This is a genomic window from Microvirga arvi (genome assembly GCF_016892765.1).
GTDB lineage: Bacteria > Pseudomonadota > Alphaproteobacteria > Rhizobiales > Beijerinckiaceae > Microvirga > Microvirga arvi.
Genome location: NZ_JAFEMD010000021.1, coordinates 36,001 through 59,630, shown reverse-complemented (window position 1 = coordinate 59,630; position 23,630 = coordinate 36,001). Strand labels below are relative to the sequence as shown.

Genomic DNA, 23,630 nt, shown 5'->3' with positions numbered 1-23,630 from the left:
ATCAAGGTGTTGGAACGAAATTGATGAACCGGACGTCGGAGCAGAACGGGTTCGTGGCGGCTCCTCCTGCCCAGTGCATCCTGGACGCCTTGGCCGGTCCGGTTGCCGTCCTTGATCAAGCTGGCACCATCATCGCCGTCAACCGGGCCTGGCATGAGTTCGGGCAGGCCAACCAGGCCGGGGGCGAGGACCATATTGGAGCGAACTATCTCGACATCTGTGATCGTGTCAGCGGCGTAGATGCGGCTTGTGCCAGGGCTGCTGCGGCAGGCATTCGGTCTGTCTTGTCAGGTCAGCCCGCCTTCTCGCTCGACTACGCCTGCCACTCTCCGACAGAGCAGAGATGGTTTCAGCTTCGCGCCTCCCGCTTGGTCCATCAGGGAGCCGCCTATGCCGTCGTGAGGCACAATGACATTACGAATCGGATCTTGATCGAGCAGGAGCGGCAAGGGCTTTTGGCCAAGGCGCACTGGTACCAGGAGCAGCTGAAGGCGCTGGCAACCGTGTCCACAAGGATAGCAGCGGCGGATACACCTGAAGTCATCTTCCAAGACATCACGGAACAGGCCCGGCTGATCGTCGGAGCCCATTGGGCAGCAACACACACTGTTCCCTACGCCCTGTGGCCGAATAATCCTGTCGTCGTTTCGGTTTCGGAGAAATACCGCGGCTATTCCTTATCGGCTCTCGAGAGGAGTGGTGCCGGCATTTATACCCATGTCCTTCAGTCGGGCTGCCCACTTCGTTTGAACGAGGCTGAGCTGAATTCGCATTCAGACCTGCAGGGCGTCCGCACGGCGGAGGATGACTTCCTGGTGACCCAGGGCGTGCTCGCCGTGCCGGTCACAGGCCCGCAAGGTGGCACGCTGGGCGTGATGATGCTGTCGGACAAACAAGGCAGCGAGTTCACATCCAACGACGAGGCCATTCTCATCCAGCTTGCCCAGATCGCCTCGGTCTGTGTTGAGAATGCCGCTCAAGCGAGAGCGGAACGGGAAAGCCGAGAGCGCCTCTGGGCGACCCATGAGCACGCCAGCATCGGAATAGCCGAGACCAATGCAGCCGGAAGATTTCTGACCGTGAACAAGGGTCTTTTGACCATCACCGGCTATTCACGAAATGAGCTGTTGAACTCGAGCATCTTCGATCTGACCCACCCGGACAATACGGAGGCTGAACGTGCCCTTTACGAACGACAGATCGCGGGCGAGCTGAAAACGTATAGCTTGGAGAAGCGCTATATCCGCAAGGACGGATCCAGCGCCTGGCTGAATGTCTCGTCGACGGCGGTCTTCGACGAGCAGAGCAAATTTCAATACAGCGTACGAGTCATTCAGGATATCGATGAGAGGAAGCGGTTCGAACAGCGTCAGGCTTTGCTGGTTCGCGAACTGCATCATCGCGTCCGCAACACCCTTGCGATCGTCCAGGCTCTCGCGAGCGCGACAACACGCACGACGACGAGCATCCGGGAATTCAACCGCTCCTTCTCGTCGCGGATCGAGGCTCTTGCCAAGACGCAGGCGCTCCTCACCGACGACTACTGGCAGACGGCATCCCTGCGCGAGATGCTGCTGTGCGAGCTCCGGCCGTTCGGCGAGGGACGACGGGAGCGCTTCAGGCTGGAAGGCCCAGAGGTGAGCCTCGCAGCCGACCTCGCCATCCCGCTGAGCATGGCGCTTCACGAATTGACGGCCAATGCGGCTCGGTATGGAGCGCTGTCCGTGCGCAAGGGATGCGTCTTCGTCACCTGGGACCTTTCTGTCATAGACGGCAGGCGTGAGCTTCACCTCAGATGGGCGGAGCGGAGTGGCCCCCCTGTCGAGAAGCCGGGGCATAGCGGCTTCGGAAGAGCGCTACTCGACCGCGTCCTCCCCACCCAGTGCCAGGGACAGGCGCGTCTCAGCTTCGATCCGGCAGGGCTTCAGTACGAGGTACAGCTGCCTCTGATCGCACATCGGCTCGTGCCCGAGTATTGAGCGGGCCGAGCGCTACCTTCATCACGTTAGCTGGATCGCCGCGCGAACTCCTCGACCAGCTCCGCAAATTGCTCATCCGAAGGATCGGTTTCGAAGCTGTGAGCTGCCGGGGTTCTGGCCCAAGGCAGCGCCTCGCTGGTGTAGAACTCGATGAATGGAATGAAGTCTTCTGCATTGTCCAACATCGTGGCCCGGACATTGACGAATTCGTCGAGCCCCTCCGGTCGGGTAAAGAGCCAGCTCATGCAATGCGGACAGAAGAAGTGCCGCGTTGCGCCGTGAAGCCCGCCGATCACCGGTTCGCCCTGCATGATTTCTAGGCTCGAACTCGGATAGAGAGCGCTCAGGGAAAAGGCGCTGGCGGTCATGCGTTGGCAGCCCGTGCAATGGCAGGCCATCGTGACAATCGGCTTGCCGCGAACCTGGAACCGCACCTGCCCGCATCGGCACTCGCCTTTGTGCACCTGATCAGGATTCCCCATTGCTCCCTCCCCCTGCCCTTCGGTGAGCAAGCCTGCCGCCTCTCCTTTGGAGGTGTCAATGCACGGGAGTGTTAGATAATCGATCCTGCCTGGGAAGATTCCTTCTGCCTGTAACCTCTCTCCCGCACGTGAGGAGTTCGAACGCGGCAATCAGCCAAGCGGAACGCTGCCGGCGACAGCAAGGAGGCGGACAAAAAGCTCAGCCAGCAGTAAGGCCGGTTGAGCTTCTTAGAGCCCGAGAGCGTCGTTGCAGCCGCGGAGGAGCTGGATAGGAAGATAAGGATCTGCACTCAGATGTGGATCACCCGTCCATAAGCGTCCATGACGCTCTCGTGCATGGTCTCGGAGAGGGTCGGGTGCGGGAAGACGGCGTGGATCAGGTCTTCTTCCGTCGTCTCCAGGTTCATGGCGATCACATAGCCCTGAATCAGTTCGGTCACTTCTGCACCGACCATGTGGGCGCCCAGCAACTGACCGGTCTTCTTGTCGAAGATCGTTTTGACGAGGCCGTCCGGCTCGCCCAGCGCGATGGCCTTGCCGTTGCCGATGAAGGGGAAGCGGCCGACGCGGATGTCGTAACCCTGCTCCTTCGCCTTGGCTTCCGTGAGGCCCACCGAGGCGATCTGCGGATTGCAGTAGGTGCAGCCTGGGATCTTCGCCTTGTCCATGGCATGCGTGTGCAGGCCCTTGATGGTCTCGACGCAGATGACGCCCTCGTGCTCCGCCTTGTGCGCCAGCATGGGCGGGCCGGCCACGTCACCGATGGCGTAGATGCCGGGCACGTTAGTGCGCCCAAGGCCGTCCGTCACCACGACGCCGCGCTCGATCTTCACCCCAAGCTTCTCGAGACCGAGATTCTCGATGTTGCCGACCACGCCGACGGCCGAGATCATCCGCTCTGCGGTGATCGTCTGCGTGCCGCCCTTGCCGTCGTCGATGGTGGCGGTGATGGAGTTGGCGCCCTTTTCCACCTTCGTGACCTTGGCGCCCGAGAGGATCTTCATGCCCTGCTTCTCGAAGCGCTTGCGGGCCAAACTTGCGATCTCGGCATCCTCGACGGGCAGGATCTGCGGCATCACCTCGACCACCGTCACCTCCACGCCCATGGTGCGGTAGAAGGAGGCGAACTCGATGCCGATGGCACCGGAGCCCATGACGATGAGGGATTTGGGCATGGCCGGCGGCACCATGGCCTCGAAATAGGTCCAGATCAGCTTGCCGTCCGGCTCGATTCCGGGCAGCGCGCGGGGACGTGCGCCCGTCGCGACGATGATGTTCTTGGCCTGATAGGTGCCGGGCTCCAGCACACCCTTCGGCACCGGGTTCTGCGGCTGCATGGCGGGCTTCTTCGGCGCCGTGACCACGACCTCTCCGGGCTTGGCGATGGCAGCCTCGCCCCAGATCACATCGACCTTGTTCTTCTTCAGCAGCATGCCGACGCCGCCGTTGAGGCGGCCGGAGACGCCGCGCGACCGCTGCACGATGGCGGCGGCGTCAAAACCGATGCCTTGCGCCGACAGGCCGTAATCCTTGGCATGCTCCATGTAGTGGAAGATCTCGGCCGAGCGCAGCAGCGCCTTGGTCGGGATGCAGCCCCAGTTGAGGCAGATGCCGCCGAGATGCTCGCGCTCCACGACCGCGGTCTTGAACCCGAGCTGCGCCGCACGGATCGCGGCCACATAGCCCCCAGGCCCGCCGCCGATGACGATGATGTCGTATTGGTTTGCCATGGTCTTCCTACTCGTCATCCCGGCCGAGCAGAGCGAGAGCCGGGATCGCTATCAGGATAAGGCGCTATTCTCGTCGTACGATCCCGGTTTCTGCTGCGCAGCAGAAACCGGGATGACGTTCTTTACTAAACCAGCATCCCCATCGGGCTCTCGATGAGCTGCTTGAAGGCCGCTAGGAGCTCCGCGCCCAGCGCACCGTCGACCACGCGGTGGTCGCAAGAGAGCGTTACGGTCATGGCTTGGATGACGGCGGGAGCGCCGTTCTTCACCACGACCCGCTGCTCACCGGCGCCGACCGCAAGGATCGTGCCCTGGGGCGGATTGATGACAGCCTGGAAGTTCTTGATGCCGAACATGCCGAGATTTGAGACAGCCGTGGAGCCACCCTGATATTCCTCCGGCTTCAGGCGTCGGGTGCGGGCGCGGCCCGCCATGTCCTTCACCTCGGCCGAAATGGCCGTAAGCGTCTTCTGCTCCGCTTTGCGCACCACCGGCGTGAACAGTCCGCCTTCGATGGCGACGGCCACGCCCACGTCCGAGTGCTTCATCTTCAGGATGCGATCCTCGGCCCAGACCGCATTGGCAGCCGGCACACGCTGGAGTGCGATGGCGAGCGCCTTGATGACGAAGTCGTTGACGGAGAGCTTGTAGGCGGGCTTGCCGTCCTTGTCCTTGCCGGCGGCCGCATTGATCTGCTCGCGCAGCGCCATGAGCGCGTCGAGCTCGCAATCCAGAGACAGGTAGAAATGCGGCACCGTCTGCTTCGATTCGACGAGGCGCTTGGCGATGGTCTTGCGCATGCCGTCGAGGGGCACTTCCTCGTAGGAGCCGGCCTCGAACATGGCCTTGACCTGATCGGCCCCCATGCTCGGAGCAAGCTGCGGCGCAGCCGGCTTGGCGGCCGGTGCGGGGGCTCCGGTGGCCGCCAGAGCAGGAGCAGGCTTCGCACCGCCGCCTTGGAGGGCTGCGCGCACATCTTTCTCGACGACACGGCCATGCGGGCCGGAGCCCTGGATCGATCCGATGTCGATCCCGGCCTCACGCGCGATGCGCTTGGCGAGCGGCGAGGCGAAGATCCGGGTTCCGCCTGTTTGCGGCTGCCCTGCCCCATTGGGCTTGGCGGCCTGCGCCGGGCCTTGAGGAGCCTGGTCGACACGGGCGTATGACATATGGGCGTTGGGATCACCCTGAACGGTATTGGCCTGCGGTTGAGGCGCTGCTGTTGGCGCGGCCGGGGCAGGTGCGGCCTCTGCCTTCGGAGCCGGGGGCGGAGCACCACCGCCAGCAGCCGGAGCGCTGACGCTCTTCGGATCCTCGCCCTCGCCGGCAATCAGCGCGATAAGCTCGTTGACAGGAACGTCCGCCGTGCCTTCCGGCACGACGATCTTGGCAAGAATGCCTTCGTCCACAGCCTCCACTTCCATGGTGGCCTTGTCGGTCTCGATCTCAGCGATGACGTCGCCGGATTTCACCGTGTCGCCTTCCTTCTTCAGCCACTTGGCAAGGTTGCCCTTTTCCATCGTGGGTGACAGGGCGGGCATCAGGATATTGATGGGCATGGCGTTTATGGATCCTGATCAAAAGGTTCAGTTGATAGCCTGCGTCGAGCCAGGGTCCGACGGATCGTCCAGCTCGGCCTGGATGCCCGCCGTGATCTCGGCAAGAGCCTCCTCTTCGGAGAACTCCGTTTCCATGGCGTAGACGCGCGCGGCGTGTCGGGCGAGATCCACCAGGAGCACGCCCCAGGTGAACGGATCGTCGAAGGCGCGGCGCAGCGCGATGCTCACCGCTCCATCGACCACCGAAGCCCTCAGGATCTCGACGCCACCCTTTTCGAGCACGTCAGGCGGAACGTTGAGGGCTTCGAACTTCCGTCCAGTCATGAGGTCACCTGTAGCAAACGGCCTTCGCCGCCTGCACCACTTCGGCCACGTTGGGCAGCGCGAGCTTCTCGAGGTTGGCCGCATACGGCATGGGCACGTCCTTGCCGGTCACGCGGGCTACGGGTGCGTCGAGGTAGTCGAACGCGTTTTCCATGATGCGCATGGCGATCTCGGCGCCGATGCCCGATTGCGGGAAGCCCTCCTCCACGGTGACGCAGCGGCCCGTCTTCATCACCGAGGCGACGATGGTGTCCGTGTCCATGGGGCGGATCGTGCGCAGGTCGATGACCTCGGCGTCGATGCCTTCCTTTTCCAGTTCCTGCGCGGCTTTCAGCGCGTAGGTCATGCCGATCGAGAAGGACACGATGGTCACGTCCTTGCCTTCGCGATGGATGCGCGCCTTGCCGATCGGCACCGTGAAATCGTCGAGCTTCGGCACCGGGAAGGATTGGCCGTAGAGAATCTCGTTCTCCAGGAAGATGATCGGGTTCGGATCGCGAATGGCGCTCTTGAGCAGACCCTTCGCGTCGGATGCCGTATAAGGCGCGATGACCTTGAGACCAGGCACGTTCGAGTACCAGGCCGCATAGTCATGGCTGTGTTGCGCGCCGACACGGGCCGCTGCGCCGTTAGGGCCGCGGAACACGATGGGAGCACCGAGCTGGCCGCCGGACATATAGAGCGTCTTAGCCGCCGAGTTGATGATGTGGTCGATCGCCTGCATGGCGAAGTTGAAGGTCATGAACTCGACGATGGGACGCAGGCCCGTGAAGGCCGCACCGACGCCGACGCCGGCAAAACCGTGCTCGGTGATCGGCGTGTCGATCACGCGCTTGGCGCCGAATTCCTGCAGCAGGCCTTGCGTGACCTTGTACGCGCCCTGATACTCAGCCACCTCTTCACCCATGACAAGAACGTTCTGGTCCTTGCGCATCTCTTCGGCCATGGCGTCACGAAGAGCCTCGCGAACGGTCATGTTGACCAGCTCCGTGCCCTCGGGGATTTCCGCCATGGCGTTGTAGCTGGTGCGGTTCGTGATGACGGAGGGAGCGGCAGGCTCCGCGACCGGACTCGTATCGGTGCCGGGGATGGAGTCAGGAGAAGGCCGGTCTGCCATTCCTTCCCGCTGCATGTCAGGCGTCGGTGCCGCTTGAGCCTCCTGTGCCGGGGCGGCGGGAGCCCTTGCCGACGAAGCGGCCGACGACACGTCCTCACCCTCGCCCGCGAGAATCGCGATGGGGGTGTTCACGGCCACATTGTCGGTGCCGTCGGAGACCAGGATCTTGGCGAGGACGCCTTCGTCGATTGCCTCGACCTCCATGGTCGCCTTGTCGGTCTCGATCTCGGCCAGCACGTCTCCGGGCTTGACCTGATCGCCTTCCTTCTTAAGCCACTTGGCCAGTTTGCCCTGCTCCATGGTCGGCGAGAGAGCAGGCATGAGAATATCGATCGCCATTAAAAGACCTGTTTTGATTGTCGCAGCGGCGAGATTCGGGGAGAAGCGGCGCGAGCGCGCCGCTTAGAGCAGGATGTCGGTGTAGAGCTCGGACGGATCGGGCTCCGGATCGTGCGTGGCGAACTCGGCTGCCTCGTTGACGATCTCGCGCACCCGGCTGTCGATAGCCTTCAGCTCGTCTTCCGACAACTTCCAGCTCTCCAGCAGACGGCGGCGCACCTGCTCGATCGGGTCGTGCTCCTCGCGCATGCGGGCCACCTCGTCCTTCGTGCGGTATTTCGCCGGATCGGACATGGAGTGGCCGCGATAGCGATAGGTCTGCATCTCGAGGATGTAGGGGCCCTTGCCGGTGCGGGCATGCTCGACAGCTCGCTGGCCGGCCGCGTAGACGGCGCGGATATCCATGCCGTCCACCTGCTCGCCGGGAATGCCGAAGGACACGCCGCGCTTCGAGAAATCGGTCTGCGCCGAGGCGCGGCTCACAGACGTTCCCATGGCGTAGCGGTTGTTCTCGATCACATAGACCACAGGCAGCTTCCAGAGCTGCGCCATGTTGAAGCTCTCGTAGACCTGGCCCTGGTTAGCCGCACCGTCGCCGAAATAGGTCAGGCAGACATTGCCGTTCTCGCGATAATGGTTCGCGAAGGCGATGCCGGTGCCGAGCGACACCTGTGCGCCGACGATGCCGTGGCCGCCATAGAAATGCTTCTCCTTGGAGAACATGTGCATGGAGCCGCCCTTGCCCTTCGACAGGCCGCCGCGGCGTCCGGTCAACTCGGCCATGACGCCTTTCGCATCCATGCCGCAGGCGAGCATGTGACCGTGATCCCGGTAGCCGGTGATCACTTGGTCGCCCTCTTTCGTCGCCATCTGCATGCCGACGACGACGGCCTCCTGGCCGATATAGAGATGGCAGAAACCACCGATCAGGCCCATGCCGTACATCTGGCCGGACTTCTCCTCGAAGCGCCGGATCAGAAGCATTTCATTGTAGGCCGAAAGGTCCTGGTTCTTGTCGAATTGTGGGGAATTGGAAGTGGCTCCGCGCATGGAGCCTTTGGTGGAAGTGGTCTTGTTAGCCGCGCCTGTACCGACACGGCCCGCCTTGCGGGCAGCAACAGCCATCGGGTCCTCCGAAGGGTTTCCTCGACGAAAGTTGTAGCGCAGTCGAAACCGGAAATCGAGTGGCCTAAATGCAGTTTTGCGGTGCACAATGAATCGTGCAAGTACCTGTAATATTTGACTATTCCACGATTAACTCGAATTCAGTTAAGCAGAACTTTAGAGTTATGCCCGATCATGGGCCCGTTATGATGATGAGGTCATTCTTATGCACACGTCCTAACATTACGCGTGCTCTTTCCTCGAGCAGATCACGGTCAATCTGATCGCTGCGCAACAGCGCGATGCGACGCTCCCAGTCGGAGCGCTGAGTTTTTAAACCCGCAAGCTCATCGGAAAGTTCAGCGACCTGGGTTTCATACTTTTGTCGGGCTTCGATACCACGCGCGCCGCTATGAGCATGATGAACGAAATAACCAGCCACGGCCGCCGAGACGCTGTAGAGCATCAGCGGAATCAGGAATCGTCTTGCGCGTCTGCGGATCACCATACGAGTGAGTCTTACAACGGCATGGTTAAGGAGATATTGAGGATTGCGGGCGCGAGGCGGCTGTTATCGTCAGCATCATGCCCGGCCTCGTGCCGGGTTTCCACGTCTGCAGGCCCCTAAAACGTGGATGGCCGGGACAAGCCCGGCCATGACGTAGAGTGAAAATCTGCTGCTATGATCAGATCAAGCCAGCGCCTTCAGCGCCGCCCGACCCGCATAGCGCGCCTGGGAGCCCAACTCCTCCTCGATGCGGATGAGCTGGTTGTACTTGGCCAGCCGGTCCGAGCGGGCAAGCGAGCCGGTCTTGATCTGTCCGCAATTGGTGGCGACCGCGAGATCCGCAATGGTGGAATCCTCCGTCTCCCCCGAGCGATGGGACATGACGGCGGTGTAGCCGGCGCGGTGGGCCATGTCGACGGCGGCGAGCGTCTCGGTGAGCGAGCCGATCTGGTTCACCTTCACGAGAAGGGAGTTGGCGACCCCCCTCTTGATGCCCTGCGAGAGACGTTCGACGTTGGTAACGAAGAGGTCGTCGCCCACGAGCTGGCATTTGGAGCCGATCAGGTCGGTCACGGCCTTCCAACCTTCCCAATCGTCCTCGGACATGCCGTCCTCGATGGTGGCAATGGGATAGGCGGAGACGAGCTTCGCGAGGTATTCGGCCTGCTGCTGCGGGTTCAGCTTCTGGCCTGTGCCTTCGTAACGATAGGCGCCGCCCTTGAAGAACTCGGTAGCGGCGCAGTCGAGGCCGATCACCATATCCTTGCCCGGCTTGTAGCCGGCCTGCTCGATGGACTTCATGATGAAGTCGAGAGCCGCCTCGGCGGAGGGTAGGTTCGGAGCAAAGCCGCCTTCGTCGCCCACATTCGTGTTGTGGCCGGCATCCTTCAGCGCCTTCTTGAGGGTGTGGAACACCTCGGCACCCATGCGCACGGCTTCCGCGAGGTTCGGGGCGCCGACGGGCAGGATCATGAATTCCTGGAAGTCGATGGGGTTGTCCGCATGGGCGCCGCCATTGATGATGTTCATCATCGGAACGGGGAGAATGCGGGCCTGGGTACCGCCCACATAGCGGTAGAGCGGCAGCGCTGCCGCATCGGCCGCAGCCTTGGCAACAGCGAGCGAGACGCCAAGGATGGCGTTTGCGCCAAGTCGCGCCTTGTTCGGGGTGCCATCGAGCTCGATCATGGTCTCGTCGATGGCGACCTGCTCTTCGGCATCCATGCCGCCGATGGCGTCGAGGATCTCGTTGTTGACCGCATCGACGGCCTTGAGCACTCCCTTGCCGAGATAGACCGACTTGTCGCCGTCGCGGAGTTCGACCGCCTCGTGTGCCCCGGTTGAGGCGCCGGAAGGAACTGCGGCACGACCCATGGAGCCGTCTTCGAGGGTGACGTCCACCTCGACGGTGGGGTTGCCTCGGCTGTCGAGGATCTGGCGGGCGAAAACATCGATGATCGCTGTCATAGAGCAGGCTCCTGCTGGCTGAAGTGCGGCCGGCGTGACCCGGGGAACGGGTGCGGCCTCAAGTCATGGATTGGCTTATTGACCGAAATGACGAGGTGAGCAAGGACGGCAAGAGCTTTCCCCGTGTCAATTCAAGGTCAATTCCAAATGACGGAAACCACTCCCCAGCTCGGCCAGGCGAGCGCCCTGCCCCTTTCCCCGGAAGCTGCCCAGCTCGACCGGGTGCCGAACCCGCATCCCAACACCGATTACCTGGCCCGCTTCACGGTGCCGGAATTCACCTCGCTCTGCCCGGTTACGGGACAGCCCGACTTCGCGATTCTGGTAATCGATTACGTCCCGGGTCCCTGGCTCGTGGAGTCCAAGTCGTTGAAACTCTACATGCACAGCTTCCGCAACCATGGCGCATTCCATGAGGATTGCACGGTCGCCATCGGCAAGCGCTTGGCCGATCTCCTTGAGCCCCGCTATCTCCGTATCGGCGGCTATTGGTATCCCCGTGGCGGCATTCCGATCGACGTGTTCTGGCAGACGGGAGATCTTCCGAAAAACCTGTGGCTGCCTGATCAAGGCGTGGCGCCCTACCGGGCCCGCTGAGCGGTCGGCCGGGTCAGCAGGAAAGATGCGGTCAGGCCGACACCCACAATGACAAGAGCTGCTATCGTGGTGGCTCCGCTCAGCCCGATATTGCGCAGACCAAGCCCCATGAGGACGACGCCCAGCGCCTGACCGCAGAAAAACGAAAACGCATGGAGCGCGACCGCGGAGGCACGCGCGCCCGGCGCCACCTCCGTCACCTGGGCCTGGAAGGTGTTGTGGAGCATGTAGAAGCCAAGGCCCATGAGCAGCAGGGCCACGGCATCGAGCTTCCAGTCCCCGCCCAGCCCGAGAACGATCAGGGCGGCACCGGCAAAGAGACCACCTCCTAAGAGGATTCGGCCGATGCCGAGGCGCTTCAGCATCCAGGTCACAAGGGCGGAGTAGACCAAGCCGCCAAGGGCAAAGCCCCCGATGGCGAAGCCGGCCTCGGTCGGCCCACCCCCGCCGCGCTCCTCGAGGAGCGGCGCCACATAGGGAAAGATGCCGAAAATGGCGATGGCCTCGACGAAGACGAGGCTGAAGAGGGTCAAGGCTCGGGGATTGGAGAGGATATCCTGGTAGCGCCGGAGTGCGTTTTCCAGATCGAACCGCCCACCCGGCAGCGCTCCCCTGAAACCGATTGCTGTAGCGGCGAAGGCCAGCCCGACCATGATGGTGGAGAGGGTAAAGACGCCACGCCAACCGATCAGCTCTGCGAGCAATCCTGCCAAAGAGGATCCCGCCAACTGGCCGATAATGACGGCCACGAGGTAGCGGCTCAGGGCCACCTGGCGATGGGCCATGTCCACACGGTCACCGATCAGTGCAATGGAGAGCGGCACCGCTCCGCCTGCGGCAGCTCCGGCGATGATGCGAAGAGTGAACAATGTCGCCGCGTTCGGCGCAAAGACGGAGCAGGCCAGAGCCAGGAAGAGCAACGCCAGTGACACCTTCATGACTCGTTCTTTGCCCAGCGCATCGCCAATCGGACCGAGGATCGGCTGGATGAAGGCATAGGGCAGCGCGAAGGCGGCGGAGAGCAGCGCGATGGTCTGGGGCGTGGAACTCAGATCCCGGGCAATGACCCCGACCATGGGCTCGACCGCACGGCCGGAGAAGGTGCTGGCGAAACCGCTGGTGGCAAGGATCAGGATCAGGTTGCGGGACGACATGGGAGCCTAACGGACAATACCGTGAAAAGAGCCTTGGCTTCCTATCACGGGCTTACCGTTCCGGGAGTCGCAGGAATGCAGGCCTGCCCTCCCGGGAGAACATGGAACAGGCCGGCTCTCAAGCCTGCCGGTTCTTGGCTAGCTCATCGAAGCCCTTGAGCCGGGCAAGCAGGGCCTCGAGCTCCTTGAGCGGCACCATGTTGGGACCGTCCGAGGGAGCCTTGTCCGGATCCTGGTGGGTCTCGATGAAGACGCCGGCCACACCGACCGCCACCGCTGCGCGGGCGAGAACGGGAACGTATTCCCGCTGTCCGCCGGAGGTTGTGCCCTTCCCTCCGGGCTGTTGCACGGAATGGGTTGCGTCAAAGATCACCGGCGCGCCCGTCTCGGCCATGATCGGCAGGGAGCGCATGTCGGAGACGAGGGTGTTGTAGCCGAAGGAGGCGCCGCGCTCGGTGAGCATCACGTTCGGATTGCCGGCGGCCGTTACCTTCGCGGCGACGTTCGCCATGTCCCATGGCGCCAGGAACTGCCCCTTTTTCACATTGACCACCCGGCCGGTTTTGGCCGCCGCGATCAGGAGATCGGTCTGGCGGCAGAGAAAGGCCGGAATCTGGAGAATGTCCACAACCTCGCCGACGGGAGCGCATTGGTCGTTCTCATGCACGTCGGTGAGCACCGGCAGACCAAACCTCTCCTTGATCTCGGCGAAGATGGCGAGCGCCTTGTCCAGCCCGATGCCGCGGGCGCTGGAGATCGCGGTGCGATTGGCTTTGTCGAAGGACGACTTGTAGACGAGGCCCAGACCTAACCTGTCCGCAATCTCCTTGAGGGCGGACGCCATTTCCATAGCATGATCGCGGCTCTCCATGGCGCATGGCCCGGCGATGATGCTGAGCGGCAGATGGTTTCCGAAACGGACAGAGCCAGCTTCGACTACGGCGGGATGTTGTCTGGTATCAGTCATGAGCCGTCACTAGCCTTTTTGGCGCCGAAGGCAAAGCGGCGATGTGACCTGCCTATCGCTGATGTGCAATGTCCTACCATTTTCGGGTGCGACGGGTCATCTCCTGCATCTGCAACAGAAACAGAGATCTCCCTTTTGGTTTGTCGGCAATGCTCAAATTTAACCAAAGTGTCGAAGAGAGCTTATCCTTAGACCCAAGGTAACTTTACTTTAGGTAATTAGCTGAACATTATGTATAGGCCAGCAAACAATAAGAAAATTTGCCTGCACACAATGAACAAGAAAACCAACAATTCAGTGCAAAGCGCGCGGGAGGCGCTCTGATGTCAGAACGTGAAAAGATGCAGGAGCTCATTGCGATCCGCACGGCTCTTGGTTTCACCCAGAGCAGAATGGCGCATGAAATCGACATGAGTCTGCGTGACTACCAGGCTTTCGAATGGGGCGAGGCCGAGATCCCGGATATCTATCTCAGAGCCATCGAACGGATCGCGATGCTCTATGCGGTCCGCCATCAGGACCCGATGCTGGTGCCGCCTTCCATGCGCGCGGAGGCCATGCAATTCGCAAGAATGGTAGAGGCCGGCTCCTGAACGAAGAGAAGCTTCCCCACGCATTCCGAATCTCAGAACGTCATCGCGGCCGCATTGATGATCCCGGCCGAGAGGGATGATGCTCCGAGGAACAGGGCTGCGGCCATCTCCCCAGCCGCGATGCGCTGGGAAAGGTTCGGCATGACGATCCTTACGAGCCAGTAGACGACGATCTGTACGGCCAGCGCGACGAGACCCCAGACGAGGCAGTCGATAATCGTCTGTGCGTGAACGATGGCGCTGGCGAGCGGCAGGGCAAACCCCACAAGGCTGAAGCCGAGGGCAGTCGCCGCGGAGATCACGTTCTCGCGGATCAGGGCGAACTCGTTATGCATGGTCGCAAGCGTGTAAATGGCCAGATACAGCCCCACCAGAGCGACAGCGAGCACGAAGAAGATCAGGAAGTCGGGCAAGCCCGCGAGAGAAGAAGCCAAGGGTCAGTCCCCTACCAGTTGATCTTACAACCGCTTAAGGGAACATGGTTAATATTAGGTTGGCTCGAATGCGATCGCGACGCCGAAGGCGGCACTGGCGGGTACGATGAGGCGGCTGCCGATGTGCTGGTAAGGAATCTCCGCCGCATCGAGCCATCTTGCCTGGCGCTGGATATCCTCGACGCGGATGGCGAAGGCCACGAAGGACGGCTGGTCAAGTTCGGCTTCGATGGAGCCGTAGATTTCAGCAGCATCATCGGGGGTCAGGACGTCGATGTGGCTCTCGCCCAAGCGGAAGGACAGGTCGTCGCCGTCGGGGCTCCTTGGCTGCACGTCCGTGAACGCCGCCAGGAAGGCACGGAGCCTCTCAGGCTCGGGAGCTGACAGGGTGACGGACGAAATCCGCGTGGCTTGGTTGTCGTGGTGCTGGAACTCTGGGTTCCAGAAGTTTTCAGGATAGTGCTGCTGGCAGACGAAGAACCCAGCCTTGGGGGAGTTCTCGGCCGATGCAAAGGCCAGGGTAAAGGCAACCTTGGTCTCGCTGCCGTCGGCTCGGCGCCCGGTGCGCTCGAAATGGAACGGCTCGAAGAATCCGATCCCCTTCTCGGCGAAGAGAGCTGCATCCGTCTTGGCGTCCTGGCTGTCAAGAACGAGCATGGCCATGCCCTCCCGATCCCGCAGGTAATCCTTGACGAAGGTGCCGAAGCTGAAGGCGCTCGCCTGATGGGGCGCAATGGCAGCGCCCTCGCCTACAGTGATCAGCTCGATAAAGGAATCGGAGAACTGGACGATCCGGTTCTCGGTGCCCCAGGGGTGGCGATTGCGCGCGCCAACCTGAAAACCGAGGCGCTGATAGACATGCCCAGCTTGGTCGAGGTCTTGGACGGCAACGACGAGATGGTCGATCCGGCGGGTCATCATGCTCTTCCCTGTCGGTCGCGCCCGTAAAGAATTCGGGCGCGACGGCTCAGGTTAACATCAAACAAGCCGACTTTGCTCCACGGCCGCGTGAATGAAGCTCTTGAAGAGCGGGTGCGGGTCGAACGGGCGCGACTTCAGCTCGGGATGGTATTGAACGCCGATGAACCAGGGATGGTCATCGTATTCCACGATCTCGGGCAGGATTCCGTCAGGTGACACGCCCGAGAAGCGCAGGCCCTTTGCCTCGAGCTGGTCACGATAGGACATGTTCACCTCGTAGCGGTGCCTGTGACGCTCGGAGATTTCCGTGCCGCCATATATCTCTGCCACTTTGCTGCCGGGCTTGAGAGAGGCCTGGTAGGCACCGAGCCGCATCGTGCCGCCAAGATCACCGCTCGCCGTGCGCTTCTCGAGCTCGTTGCCGCGCAGCCACTCGGTCATCAGGCCGACGACGGGTTCCGAGGCCGGGCCGAACTCGGTGGAGCTGGCGTCCTTGATCCCAGCGAGAGACCGCGCCGCCTCGATGACAGCCATCTGCATGCCGAAGCAGATGCCGAAATACGGCACCTTGCGCTCACGGGCAAAGCGGGCCGCCCGGATCTTGCCCTCGGCGCCGCGCTGGCCGAAGCCGCCGGGCACCATGATGCCGTGAATGCCTTCTAGGAACGGGGCCGGATCCTCATTCTCGAAGATCTCGCTCTCGATCCATTCGAGGTTCACCTTCACCTGATTGGCGATGCCGCCGTGGTGAAGCGCCTCGATGAGCGACTTATAGGCATCCTTGAGGCCGGTATACTTGCCCACCACGGCAATGGTGACCTCGCCCTCAGGGTTATGGACACGATCCGAGATCGTGGTCCAGCGGGAGAGATTGGGGGTTTTGGCGGTGTCCAGGCCGAAAGCCGCCAGAACCTCACTGTCGAGTCCGGCCTCGTGATAGGCCAGCGGCACGTCGTAGATGGAGCGGGCGTCCCGCGCCTCGATGACCGCCGTCTCGCGCACGTTGCAGAAAAGGGCAAGCTTGCGGCGCTCGTCCTTCGGGATCTCGCGGTCCGTGCGGCACAGCAGGATGTCGGGCTGGATGCCGATCGAGCGCAGTTCCGCAACGGAATGCTGAGTCGGCTTCGTCTTCAGCTCGCCGGCGGACGGGATGAACGGCAGCAGGGTCAGGTGGACATAGATCGCCTGCCCGCGCTCCAGATCGTTGCCGAGCTGACGGATGGCCTCGAAAAACGGCAGGCCCTCGATGTCGCCGACTGTGCCGCCGATCTCGACGAGGACGAAATCGAAGCCCTCGTTGCCTGTGAGCACGAAGTCCTTGATGGCGTTGGTGACATGCGGGATCACCTGGATGGTGGCGCCGAGGTAGTCGCCGCGCCGCTCTTTGGTGATGATGTCGAGATAGATGCGCCCGGTGGTGATGTTGTCGGCCTTGGTGGCCGGCACCCCGGTGAAGCGCTCGTAATGTCCGAGATCCAGATCGGTCTCAGCGCCGTCGTCGGTCACGAAGACCTCGCCGTGCTGGTAGGGACTCATCGTCCCCGGATCGACGTTGAGATATGGATCGAGCTTGCGAAGCCGAACCTTATAACCGCGTGCTTGGAGAAGTGCTCCGAGGGCTGCCGAAGCCAGACCCTTGCCGAGCGAAGACACCACGCCGCCGGTGATGAATACGTACCGCGTCATGGACCCCTATCCATAAACATCAGGCGCCGATTCGCAATCGCGAACCGGGCAACCCGAAATCCATCCACAAAAAGAGAGGGCCGGAAGGTCCGGCCCTGGCTTCGTTTACTGCTGAGGCGCTGCCGGTGCCGGAGCGCTGGGGGCAGGAGCCGGATTGGCCGGCTGATCGCCCTGGAGGCGCTGCAACTGCTCGAGCACATTGCCGCCGCCCTGCCCGCCGGCCGGAGCCTGCTGGCCTGGCGCAGCCGGAGCGGCGCCGTCGAGAATCGAGCGCGGCGCCCTCGTCGTGGTCGCCATGATCGTCAATGCGATGCTGGTGACAAAGAATAGACCGGCGAGGATCGCCGTCGCCCGGGTAAGCGCATTGGCCTGTCCACGCCCGGTCATGAAGCCGGAGACGCCTCCGCCTCCACCGCCGCCGAGACCCATGCCGCCGCCCTCGGAGCGCTGCAGGAGAACCACGCCGATCAGTGCCAGCACGATGATCAGGTGGATGATGATGAGAACTGTTTGCATCGTTTCAAAAACCTCAAGCGGCTGCGCACAGGGCGACAGCCGCTCGCAATCCGTTCGTTGCGGCGGCCTGTAGCATAGGTGGGCGCAGGATCAAAGACCCGCAAGCCGCCTTTTCGACCTTACCCGAGATAAGCCCCTGCGATCGCCAGAAAATCGGCGGCGACGAGGCTTGCGCCGCCCACCAGCGCGCCGTTGACATTCTCGACGGCCATCAGTTCGACGGCGTTAGACGGCTTCACCGAGCCACCATAGAGGATGCGGACCTTCGGCGCATCCGCCTTGCCGACGAGGCGGCGCAGCTCGTCGCGGATCAGGGCATGAACCTCCGCCACGTCGGCCGTCGTTGGGGTCAGACCTGTGCCGATGGCCCAGACCGGCTCATAGGCGACGACGATGTTATGGCTGTTCGAATCGACCGGGATCGAGCCGCGTAACTGCTTCTTGACCACAGCGAGGGTCTTGCCGGATTCGCGCTCGTCACGGGTCTCGCCGACGCAGACGATGGCGGTCAACCCTGCCCGATGGGCGGCAACCGCCTTGGCGCAGACATCCGCATCCTTTTCCTTTTGGTACTGCCGGCGCTCGGAATGGCCGACAATCACGTAGGTCGCCCCGGCATCGGCAAGCATCTCGGCTGAAAGGTCGCCCGTGAAGGCGCCGGACTCTTTGGCGTGACAGTCCTGGCCGCCGATTGCGACCCGGGAGCCTATGGAGCGCTTTGCGAAGGGAGCGATAAGGGTTGCAGGCGGGCAGACGGCCAGCTCGACCTTGGCCTTGAGACCCGGAGTGTAGCCGGCATGAATCTCCTCCAGCACCCTGGCCGAGGTTCTCGACCCGTTCATCTTCCAGTTACCCGCAACCAGCGGGCGCGGCCTATCGACGCTCATGTAAGGCACTCCTGTCACGCTTGATAACTTGGCACTAGCAGAGGCTTAAGCCTTCTTTCAACCAGACTTGCCCTTTTCGTAGAGCCCCTGATCGGTTATCGGCAGGTTTAACGAGTTTTCAGGAAACGGGTTCACGATGCTTCGGAACATGCGCAAGGCTGGGCAGACTGTAGTCGGCAAAGCCATCGCCACCATCTTTTTCGGCGCCTTGATCGTCAGCTTCGCCATCTGGGGCATCGGCGACATCTTTCGTGCAACACCTGCTTCCACCGTGGCTGCGGTCGGCGACACGACAATCTCGGTCGAGCAGGTCCGCAATGCCTATACCAACGAGCTGCAGCGGCTCGGGCGCCAGTTCCGCACCGTCATCAGCCCAGAGCAGGCTCGCACCTTCGGTCTCGACCAGCAGGTGGTCAACAACCTAGTGACCGAAGCCGTCATGGCCGAGAAAGCCAGGGAGATGGGCCTCTCCGTCTCAGACCAGCTCGTCGCGGCCTCGATCATGAACAACCCGGCCTTCAAGGGAGCCGATGGCCAGTTCAATCGCGCCCTTTTCGACCAAGCCCTGCGCAATGTGAACCTCTCCGAGGCCGGCTTCGTGCAGGAGCAGCGCGCTGCCATGGCTCGCCTTCACCTGGCGGAGGCCCTCGCCGGAGACGTTCACGTGCCGACGGCGGCAAAAGAGGCTCTGCATCGTTATGCCAGCGAGCGGCGTGCGGCAACCTATGCCCTCCTGACGCCGGCTATGGCCGGCGAGATCCCCACCCCCAGCGCAGAGCAGCTTCAGGCCTTCTTCAACGAGCGCCGGAACGTCTTTGTGGCCCCAGAATATCGCGCCGTGTCCGTCATGGCCCTCGATGCGGCGGCCCTCGCGAAGCCGGACACCGTGTCTGAGGCGGATGCCCGCCAGCGCTATGAGCAACAGAAGGCGAGGTATGGAAGTCCCGAGCGCCGGACGATCCAGCAGATTACCTTCCCATCCCAGGCCGAAGCCGAGGCTGCAGCCACCAAGATCAAGGAAGGCGCGACTTTCGAGGCCATCGCGACGGAGCGCAACGTCTCCCCGCAGGACTTGGAGCTCGGCACCTTCACCAAGGCCGAAATGCTCGATCAGGCGGTGGCCGAGGCGACCTTCAGCCTCGATCAGGGCGCGGTCAGCGCACCCATCGCCGGCCGGTTCGGCCCGGTGCTGGTGCGGGTAACGCAGATCCAGCCGGAGGCTGTGAGGCCTTTCGAGGAGGTGTCGGCGGAGCTGCGCCAGGCTATCGCGGTGGAGCGCGCCCAGGCCCAGATCGAACGGATCCATGATGAGATCGAGGACCTGCGCGCGGGTGCCAAGCCTCTTGCGGACATTGCCAAGGAGAAGGGCTTGGCTCTGGCTCAGGTCCCGGCGGTGGATGCCAACGGTCTCGACAAGGCTGGCAGCCCCGTCAGCGTCCCGGAGAAGGACGCGGTCGTGAAGGCGGCCTTTGCGTCTGACATCGGTGTCGACAACGAGGCGCTGCGCACCGCCACCGGTTACGTCTGGTATGATGTCACCGGCATCGAGGCTTCCCGACAGAAGAACCTCGACGAAGTCCGTGATCAGGTCGCCGCCCAGTGGCGCGAGGATCAGGTCGCTCAGCGTCTTACGGAGAAGGCTCGCCAGATGGTGGAGCGTCTGGAAAAGAACGAGACCATCGAAGCCTTGGCACAGGAAGCCGGTGCGCTGGTCAAGAATGCAGACGATCTCGCCCGTAGCGCCGCCAAGGACGATCTCGCCGCCGAGACGGTCAACCGCATCTTTGCCGTGCCGGTCGGCAAGGCGGGCCATGCGGCCAGCGGAACGGAGGGCCGCGCCGTGTTCAAAGTGACCTCGGCCACCGTGCCACCCCTGGTCACCACGACCCAGCAGGCTCAGAACACGGAGAACCAGCTCCGGAACAGCTTAGGGGACGATCTGATCAGCGAATACATCGCCCAAGTCCGTCAGGACCTCGGGGTCACCATCAACCAGCAGGCGTTGCGTCAGGCGACGGGCGGCGAATTGTAAGCCATGACGGTGACGCCCGACTTCGAGACGTTCGTCACAGCCTACGAAGCTGGCGAGGCCGGCGTCCTGCGTGCCACCCTTGTGGGTGATTTGCTGACTCCTGTCGCGGCTTTCCTGAAACTGCGGCATGAGCGGAAGGGATCGGCTTTTCTGCTGGAATCGGTCGAAGGAGGAGCGACCCGCGGCCGCTTCTCCATGATCGGGCTTGATCCCGATCTCGTCTGGCGCTGTCAGGACGGTGTGGCCTCCATCGATCGGGGTGCCTTGAGCCGCATGCAGGAATTCCGCATCGAGGAACGCCCGCCCCTGGAGAGCTTGCGCGCGCTGATCCAGGAAAGCGCTCTACCCCTCTCCGAAGATCTGCCGCCCATGGCGGCCGGCCTCTTCGGCTATCTGGGCTATGACATGGTGCGCCTCATGGAGCGCCTGCCCGAGCCCAATCGGGACGTGCTGGAAGTCCCGGACGCGATCCTGATCCGTCCCACCGTGATGGTGGTGTTCGACGCGGTGAGGGACGAGATTTCCCTCATTACGCCCGTGCGCCCGCAAGGAGGCGTCTCGGCCATGGCGGCCTACGAGACCGCGCTCTCGCGCCTCGACGAGGTGACGGCCACCCTCGAGCGCCCACTGCCGATGGACGACCGCAGCGATCCGACACGGATCCATTTCGACCCTCCGGTCTCGAACACGACCCCGGAAGAGTTCGAAGCGATGGTCGCGAGAGCGAAAGACTACATCCGCGCCGGCGACATTTTCCAGGTGGTACTGTCCCAGCGCTTCGAGTCGGCCTTCCCCCTGCCCGCCTTCGCGCTCTACCGGTCCTTGCGGCGGGTCAATCCGGCTCCCTTCCTCTGCTATCTTGACTTCGAAGACTTCCAGATCGTCTGCTCGTCGCCGGAAATCCTTGTCCGCGTGCGCGACGGCAAGGTCACGATCCGCCCTATTGCTGGCACCCGCCCGCGCGGCGCCACGGCGGCCGAGGACCGGGCCCATGCGGAAAGCCTGCTCGCCGACCAGAAGGAGCGCGCCGAGCACCTGATGCTGCTCGATCTCGGGCGCAACGATGTCGGTCGCGTGGCAGAGATGGGCTCCGTGCAGGTCACGGATTCCTTCTTCCTCGAATATTACAGCCAAGTGATGCACATCGTTTCGAACGTGGAAGGACGGCTCGACCCGAGCTTCGATGCCCTCGACGCGCTCATCGCGGGTTTTCCAGCCGGCACGGTCTCGGGAGCGCCGAAGGTGCGTGCCATGCAGATCATCGACGAGCTGGAGAAGGACAAGCGCGGTCCTTATGCCGGCTGCATCGGCTATTTCGGCGCCAACGGCGAGATGGACACCTGCATCGTGCTGCGCACAGCCGTGGTGAAGGAAGGCCGCATGGCGGTTCAGGCGGGAGCCGGGATCGTCTACGATTCCGATCCGGCCTCCGAACAGCAGGAGTGCATCAACAAGTCGAAGGCGTTGTTCCGCGCAGCCGAAGAGGCCGTGCGCTTCGCCAGCCAGGCGAGGGTCGGACAATGAGTTCGGTTTCAAGGCTTCCCTTGACCGGAACCGCCGCTTACGCGAACGTCGGCGCGCCATGACCCGCGTTCTCGTCATCGACAATTACGACAGCTTCACCTGGAACCTGGTGCATCTGCTCGGTCCCCTTGCGACTTCCGTCGACGTGGTGCGCAATGATGCGATCACAACCGACGAAGTGCTCGCCAATCCGCCCGATGCAATTGTGCTGTCCCCCGGTCCCTGCACGCCCAACGAGGCGGGAATCTGCCTCGATCTCGTGAAACGTGCATCGCCCGAGATTCCGACCTTCGGCGTGTGTCTGGGCCTGCAGGCCATCGGCCAAGTCTTCGGCGGCACGGTCTCGCGAGCCCCTCTGCCGATGCATGGTAAGGTGTCGGATGTCGAACATACGGGGAAAGCCGTCTTCCGGGGCATCAACGGCTCGTTTAAGGCGACCCGCTACCATTCACTGATCGTGGATCGCGAAACCTGCCCAGACGATCTGCTCGTGACGGCCGAGACCTCGGACGGTCTCGTTATGGGCCTGTCACACCGCTCGCTGCCGATCCACGGCGTGCAGTTCCACCCCGAGAGCATCCTGTCGGAACATGGGGTGACGATCATGCGCAACTTCTTCGAACTCGCGGCGGATTGGAATGCCAAGCACCGCGCGACCGGCGGCATAGCCGCACCAGCAGGACGGTGAACCCGATGGAATCCTTCAAATCCTATCTCGCCAAGGTTGCCACGGGTGCGTCGCTGACGCGCGACGAGGCGCGGGATGCCTTTGACGACCTGCTCTCCGGCGAGGTGACGCCAGCCCAGGGTGGCGCCTTCCTGATGGCCCTGCGCGTCCGTGGCGAGGCTCTCGAAGAGATTGTCGGCGCGGTCACGGCCATGCGCGGGCGCATGCTCCGGGTCAACGCTCCGGAAAAGGCCATCGACATCGTCGGCACCGGCGGCGACCACAAAGGCAGCTACAACATCTCGACGCTTGCCTCCATCATCGTCGCCTCCTGCGGGGTTCCCGTCGCCAAGCACGGCAACCGGGCGGCTTCTTCCAAGTCGGGCACTGCGGATGTGCTCTCGGCGCTCGGCGTGAAGCTTGGGCTCGATCCGGAGGGACTGAAGCGGTGCCTTGCGGAAACGAAGCTCTGCTTCATGTTCGCTCAGACCCATCACGCTGCCATGCGCCATGTTGCGCCGGTCCGCGTCGAGCTCGGGACACGCACCATTTTCAACCTGCTCGGGCCCCTCGCGAATCCTGCCGGCGCCAAACGTCAGCTTCTCGGCGTCTTCTCAGAGGCTTGGCTCGAGCCGCTCACGCATGTTCTCAAGGAGCTCGGCTCCCAAAAGGTCTGGACCGTGCATGGTTCGGATGGGCTCGACGAGATGACGACCACAGGCCCGACCTTCGTAGCCGCCCTGGAGAGCGGCGCCATCCGGCGCTTCACGGTCACGCCCGAGGAGGTTGGCCTTCCGACCGCTTCCCTGGATGACCTTAGGGGTGGTGATCCGGAGCACAATGCGGCCCAGTTGCGCGCTGTGCTGGATGGCGCCCGCATTCCCTATCGGGATGTCGCCCTGCTCAATGCAGCCGCATCCCTTGTCGTGGCAGACGAGGCGGCCAACCTCCGCGATGGCCTTGAGCGGGCATCCCGGGCTCTCGACAGCGGCGCTTCGAAGGCGACTCTCGAGCGGCTCGTCAAAGTCTCGAACAGCTGAGAA

General features: G+C 62.8%; 22 protein-coding genes. 7 read left to right on the top strand and 15 right to left on the bottom strand.

All coding sequences use genetic code 11. The features are described from left to right. The first annotated feature begins 23 nt into the window (after positions 1-23). Positions 24-1,979, top strand: coding sequence for a PAS domain S-box protein (locus ILT44_RS14890; protein ID WP_204240388.1), 1,956 nt, complete (start codon positions 24-26; stop codon positions 1,977-1,979). 26 nt (positions 1,980-2,005) lie between these two features. Here ILT44_RS14890 and ILT44_RS14885 read toward each other — a convergent pair whose 3' ends face one another. The 8 genes from ILT44_RS14885 to eno form a co-directional block, all read right to left on the bottom strand. After that, a complete protein-coding gene (locus tag ILT44_RS14885) occupies positions 2,006-2,461 on the bottom strand; it encodes a GFA family protein (protein ID WP_239468267.1) in 456 nt (151 codons plus the stop codon). A 290-nt stretch (positions 2,462-2,751) separates the two neighbouring features. Beyond that, positions 2,752-4,191 carry a dihydrolipoyl dehydrogenase gene (gene lpdA, locus ILT44_RS14880; RefSeq protein ID WP_204240386.1) on the bottom strand — a complete coding sequence of 480 codons (1,440 nt, stop codon included), beginning with the start codon at positions 4,189-4,191 and terminating at the stop codon, positions 2,752-2,754. 125 nt (positions 4,192-4,316) lie between these two features. Further along, positions 4,317-5,750, bottom strand: coding sequence for a pyruvate dehydrogenase complex dihydrolipoamide acetyltransferase (locus ILT44_RS14875; RefSeq protein ID WP_204240385.1), 1,434 nt, complete (start codon positions 5,748-5,750; stop codon positions 4,317-4,319). Positions 5,751-5,777: 27 nt separating this feature from the next. Next, positions 5,778-6,074 (bottom strand): DUF5076 domain-containing protein, encoded by a 297-nt coding sequence (locus ILT44_RS14870; RefSeq protein WP_204240384.1) that lies wholly within the window; start codon positions 6,072-6,074, stop codon positions 5,778-5,780. Between the two features lie 4 nt (positions 6,075-6,078). Continuing rightward, complete coding sequence (locus tag ILT44_RS14865; protein WP_204240383.1) at positions 6,079-7,530, bottom strand: pyruvate dehydrogenase complex E1 component subunit beta; 1,452 nt, start codon at positions 7,528-7,530, stop codon at positions 6,079-6,081. A 63-nt stretch (positions 7,531-7,593) separates the two neighbouring features. After that, positions 7,594-8,580 (bottom strand): pyruvate dehydrogenase (acetyl-transferring) E1 component subunit alpha, encoded by a 987-nt coding sequence (pdhA, locus tag ILT44_RS14860; RefSeq protein WP_204240428.1) that lies wholly within the window; start codon positions 8,578-8,580, stop codon positions 7,594-7,596. 247 nt (positions 8,581-8,827) lie between these two features. After that, complete coding sequence (locus tag ILT44_RS14855) at positions 8,828-9,142, bottom strand: FtsB family cell division protein (protein ID WP_204240382.1); 315 nt, start codon at positions 9,140-9,142, stop codon at positions 8,828-8,830. A 183-nt stretch (positions 9,143-9,325) separates the two neighbouring features. Next, positions 9,326-10,609 (bottom strand): phosphopyruvate hydratase, encoded by a 1,284-nt coding sequence (gene eno, locus ILT44_RS14850; RefSeq protein WP_204240381.1) that lies wholly within the window; start codon positions 10,607-10,609, stop codon positions 9,326-9,328. A 147-nt stretch (positions 10,610-10,756) separates the two neighbouring features. Between eno and queF the strand changes: the two genes are divergently transcribed. Beyond that, positions 10,757-11,206 (top strand): preQ(1) synthase, encoded by a 450-nt coding sequence (queF, locus tag ILT44_RS14845; RefSeq protein WP_204240380.1) that lies wholly within the window; start codon positions 10,757-10,759, stop codon positions 11,204-11,206. On the opposite strand, the gene ILT44_RS14840 is transcribed toward queF, so the two are convergent. Continuing rightward, the gene (locus tag ILT44_RS14840; protein ID WP_204240379.1) at positions 11,191-12,360 is read right to left on the bottom strand and encodes an MFS transporter; all 1,170 of its coding nucleotides are present in this window, start codon (positions 12,358-12,360) and stop codon (positions 11,191-11,193) included. The two genes, queF and ILT44_RS14840, sit on opposite strands and share 16 nt — an antisense overlap. 118 nt (positions 12,361-12,478) lie before the next feature. Further along, the gene (gene kdsA / locus ILT44_RS14835) at positions 12,479-13,327 is read right to left on the bottom strand and encodes a 3-deoxy-8-phosphooctulonate synthase (protein WP_204240378.1); all 849 of its coding nucleotides are present in this window, start codon (positions 13,325-13,327) and stop codon (positions 12,479-12,481) included. Positions 13,328-13,650: 323 nt separating this feature from the next. On the opposite strand from kdsA, the gene ILT44_RS14830 reads away from it, so the two are divergent. Beyond that, entirely contained in the window at positions 13,651-13,920 is a 270-nt protein-coding gene (locus ILT44_RS14830) for a helix-turn-helix domain-containing protein (RefSeq protein WP_204240377.1), read from the top strand. Positions 13,921-13,952: 32 nt separating this feature from the next. On the opposite strand, the gene ILT44_RS14825 is transcribed toward ILT44_RS14830, so the two are convergent. From ILT44_RS14825 to tpiA, 5 genes are all read right to left on the bottom strand, one after another. After that, positions 13,953-14,354, bottom strand: coding sequence for a DUF350 domain-containing protein (locus ILT44_RS14825; RefSeq protein ID WP_204240376.1), 402 nt, complete (start codon positions 14,352-14,354; stop codon positions 13,953-13,955). Between the two features lie 54 nt (positions 14,355-14,408). Continuing rightward, positions 14,409-15,272 carry a VOC family protein gene (locus ILT44_RS14820; RefSeq protein WP_204240375.1) on the bottom strand — a complete coding sequence of 288 codons (864 nt, stop codon included), beginning with the start codon at positions 15,270-15,272 and terminating at the stop codon, positions 14,409-14,411. A gap of 60 nt (positions 15,273-15,332) precedes the next feature. After that, on the bottom strand, positions 15,333-16,961 hold the full coding sequence (pyrG, locus tag ILT44_RS14815) for a CTP synthase (RefSeq protein WP_204240374.1): 1,629 nt from the start codon (positions 16,959-16,961) through the stop codon (positions 15,333-15,335). Between the two features lie 105 nt (positions 16,962-17,066). After that, entirely contained in the window at positions 17,067-17,477 is a 411-nt protein-coding gene (gene secG / locus ILT44_RS14810) for a preprotein translocase subunit SecG (RefSeq protein ID WP_204240373.1), read from the bottom strand. A 119-nt stretch (positions 17,478-17,596) separates the two neighbouring features. After that, positions 17,597-18,364 (bottom strand): triose-phosphate isomerase, encoded by a 768-nt coding sequence (tpiA, locus tag ILT44_RS14805; protein WP_204240372.1) that lies wholly within the window; start codon positions 18,362-18,364, stop codon positions 17,597-17,599. Between the two features lie 136 nt (positions 18,365-18,500). Here tpiA and ILT44_RS14800 point away from each other — a divergent pair, with 136 nt between their 5' ends. The 4 genes from ILT44_RS14800 to trpD are packed head-to-tail and all read left to right on the top strand — an operon-like array spanning position 18,501 to position 23,627. After that, positions 18,501-20,396: a SurA N-terminal domain-containing protein gene (locus tag ILT44_RS14800; RefSeq protein ID WP_204240371.1), complete on the top strand. Its 1,896-nt coding sequence runs from the start codon at positions 18,501-18,503 to the stop codon at positions 20,394-20,396. 3 nt (positions 20,397-20,399) lie between these two features. Continuing rightward, complete coding sequence (gene trpE / locus ILT44_RS14795; RefSeq protein WP_204240370.1) at positions 20,400-21,920, top strand: anthranilate synthase component I; 1,521 nt, start codon at positions 20,400-20,402, stop codon at positions 21,918-21,920. A gap of 58 nt (positions 21,921-21,978) precedes the next feature. Continuing rightward, the gene (locus ILT44_RS14790; RefSeq protein WP_204240369.1) at positions 21,979-22,608 is read left to right on the top strand and encodes an anthranilate synthase component II; all 630 of its coding nucleotides are present in this window, start codon (positions 21,979-21,981) and stop codon (positions 22,606-22,608) included. 5 nt (positions 22,609-22,613) lie between these two features. After that, positions 22,614-23,627: an anthranilate phosphoribosyltransferase gene (trpD, locus tag ILT44_RS14785; RefSeq protein ID WP_204240368.1), complete on the top strand. Its 1,014-nt coding sequence runs from the start codon at positions 22,614-22,616 to the stop codon at positions 23,625-23,627. Positions 23,628-23,630 lie beyond the last annotated feature (3 nt).

Bases quoted from the DNA above. Each gene is read 5' to 3' on its own strand.
- ILT44_RS14890 (WP_204240388.1), top strand. From the start codon at position 24: ATGAACCGGACGTCGGAGCAGAACGGGTTCGTGGCGGCTCCTCCTGCC.
- ILT44_RS14885 (WP_239468267.1), bottom strand. From the start codon at position 2,461: ATGGGGAATCCTGATCAGGTGCACAAAGGCGAGTGCCGATGCGGGCAG.
- lpdA (WP_204240386.1), bottom strand. From the start codon at position 4,191: ATGGCAAACCAATACGACATCATCGTCATCGGCGGCGGGCCTGGGGGC.
- ILT44_RS14875 (WP_204240385.1), bottom strand. From the start codon at position 5,750: ATGCCCATCAATATCCTGATGCCCGCCCTGTCACCCACGATGGAAAAG.
- ILT44_RS14870 (WP_204240384.1), bottom strand. From the start codon at position 6,074: ATGACTGGACGGAAGTTCGAAGCCCTCAACGTTCCGCCTGACGTGCTC.
- ILT44_RS14865 (WP_204240383.1), bottom strand. From the start codon at position 7,530: ATGGCGATCGATATTCTCATGCCTGCTCTCTCGCCGACCATGGAGCAG.
- pdhA (WP_204240428.1), bottom strand. From the start codon at position 8,580: ATGCGCGGAGCCACTTCCAATTCCCCACAATTCGACAAGAACCAGGAC.
- ILT44_RS14855 (WP_204240382.1), bottom strand. From the start codon at position 9,142: ATGGTGATCCGCAGACGCGCAAGACGATTCCTGATTCCGCTGATGCTC.
- eno (WP_204240381.1), bottom strand. From the start codon at position 10,609: ATGACAGCGATCATCGATGTTTTCGCCCGCCAGATCCTCGACAGCCGA.
- queF (WP_204240380.1), top strand. From the start codon at position 10,757: ATGACGGAAACCACTCCCCAGCTCGGCCAGGCGAGCGCCCTGCCCCTT.
- ILT44_RS14840 (WP_204240379.1), bottom strand. From the start codon at position 12,360: ATGTCGTCCCGCAACCTGATCCTGATCCTTGCCACCAGCGGTTTCGCC.
- kdsA (WP_204240378.1), bottom strand. From the start codon at position 13,327: ATGACTGATACCAGACAACATCCCGCCGTAGTCGAAGCTGGCTCTGTC.
- ILT44_RS14830 (WP_204240377.1), top strand. From the start codon at position 13,651: ATGTCAGAACGTGAAAAGATGCAGGAGCTCATTGCGATCCGCACGGCT.
- ILT44_RS14820 (WP_204240375.1), bottom strand. From the start codon at position 15,272: ATGACCCGCCGGATCGACCATCTCGTCGTTGCCGTCCAAGACCTCGAC.
- pyrG (WP_204240374.1), bottom strand. From the start codon at position 16,961: ATGACGCGGTACGTATTCATCACCGGCGGCGTGGTGTCTTCGCTCGGC.
- secG (WP_204240373.1), bottom strand. From the start codon at position 17,477: ATGCAAACAGTTCTCATCATCATCCACCTGATCATCGTGCTGGCACTG.
- tpiA (WP_204240372.1), bottom strand. From the start codon at position 18,364: ATGAGCGTCGATAGGCCGCGCCCGCTGGTTGCGGGTAACTGGAAGATG.
- ILT44_RS14800 (WP_204240371.1), top strand. From the start codon at position 18,501: ATGCTTCGGAACATGCGCAAGGCTGGGCAGACTGTAGTCGGCAAAGCC.
- trpE (WP_204240370.1), top strand. From the start codon at position 20,400: ATGACGGTGACGCCCGACTTCGAGACGTTCGTCACAGCCTACGAAGCT.
- ILT44_RS14790 (WP_204240369.1), top strand. From the start codon at position 21,979: ATGACCCGCGTTCTCGTCATCGACAATTACGACAGCTTCACCTGGAAC.
- trpD (WP_204240368.1), top strand. From the start codon at position 22,614: ATGGAATCCTTCAAATCCTATCTCGCCAAGGTTGCCACGGGTGCGTCG.